A 1,622-nucleotide genomic window follows, 5' to 3' on the forward strand; every position below is an offset into this window, starting at 1 on the left:
TGCCGGTGCTGGCGGGCTGTGATCTGCCGGGGGCATCGAAGGACAGGGGAGGGGCGGCCTCACCGACGGGCTCCACGGCCGGCGGGTCAGCCACGGCCTCGGCCAGCGCTCGGGCTCAGGCGGGGAGCACCGAGTGGCAGAAGCTCGACGGTCACGTCATGGGCCACAAGGTGAGCGTGGAGGTCTCCCCCGTCGTCCGTCAGGACGACAAGACCTCGTACATCGCCGTGAAGCTCACCCGCGCATCCGACGACGCCTCCATCGACGCCGTCAACGCCAGCTCCTACAGCAGCAAGGACAACAAGCTGAGCATCTCCGACTACCTAGGAGCAGCCCCCTTCCGTGCTGGTACCGGGGCCTCGCTGGTCAAGCTGCTCGACACCGGCTCGGGGCGCGTGTGGAGCGCCATCAACGGCAGCGGCCTGCTCCTCGAGCTCGCTCCCGGCGAGGACATGACCTCCTACCTGTCCTTCGGCAAGGTCGACACCGACACCGTCACCGTCATGGTCCCCATGGCCGGCTTCACCACCGTCTCCGTCCTGGACGCCAACGACGCCAAGAAAGCCAAGATCGACCTGTCCATCGCCCAGGCCGCGCTCAAGCAGTCCTCCCACGCCGTCCCCGAGCTCGCCGAACCCGTCGCCATCGAGCGCTACACCCGGGCCCTGGACGACTCCACCAGCACCCACGCGGGAGGCAAGGACATCACCGTCACCCTGGCATCAGACGTCACCTTCGCCTCCGACTCCGCCGATCTGGCCCCCGGTGCCGAGGCCCAGCTCCAGATCGTCGCCACCCAGCTGGGCCAGCACCCCGACGGCGGGACGCTCACCATCGTGGGACACACCGACGACATCCAGGACGACGCCTACAACCAGACCCTGTCCGAAAAGCGCGCCAACGCCGTCAAGACCAGGCTCGAACAGCTCACCAAGCTCGACAAGTGGAAGACCAGCGTATCGGGCAAGGGCGAGAGCCAGCCCAAGATCAAGGACACCACCGACCAGGCCCGCGCCGCCAACCGACGCGTCGAGATCACTCTGACCCCCACCGGCGGCACCACCCCCAAGGGCAGCGGCACCGCCACCCCCACCAGCAGCGGTGGTGGCGGTAAGCTGCCCGACCCGAAGGGACCCGTCGCCAAGGGATCTGAGGGCGTCACCCTCACCACCAAGGGCCTCAACACCCAAGGGGATGTCACCATCACCCTCGACCAGGTCACCCGCAAAGGCGGCTACCTCCTGGGCACCGTCACCTGCACCGTCAAGGACGGATCCACCGGCGCACCACTGCACCCCCTGCTCGACGACCCCGAAACCGCCCTGACCAACCAACGCTCCGAATCCGGCGCCCTGTCAACCATCAACGCCAGCGACGGCCTGACCCTCCTCAGCAACGGCGAACGCATCTTCCCAGCCGACTACAACGACGCCGACGTCGACCACCACCTCCCCCTGACCGAGTTACGCCTCGTGGACAACCTCAAGACCGGAGCCACCACCATCTGCGTCGTCTGGCCCGACCCCGGAGGCGACACCATCACCCTCGACCACCCCGAGGGCAAGTACTCAACCCCCAACACCGCCTACCGCCTCACCGACATCCCCATCAAGAACAGCTGA

The 1,622-nt window shown here is 67.5% G+C and carries 1 protein-coding gene; it reads left to right on the forward strand.

Annotated features, from left to right (window positions below; translation table 11 throughout):
• A partial coding sequence (locus tag FK267_RS13325) for an OmpA family protein (protein ID WP_249039351.1) occupies positions 1 to 1,622 on the forward strand: 1,622 nt, incomplete at its 5' end.

Origin of the sequence: Actinomyces oris (assembly GCF_006546825.1) — a bacterium.
GTDB classification, from domain to species: domain Bacteria; phylum Actinomycetota; class Actinomycetes; order Actinomycetales; family Actinomycetaceae; genus Actinomyces; species Actinomyces oris.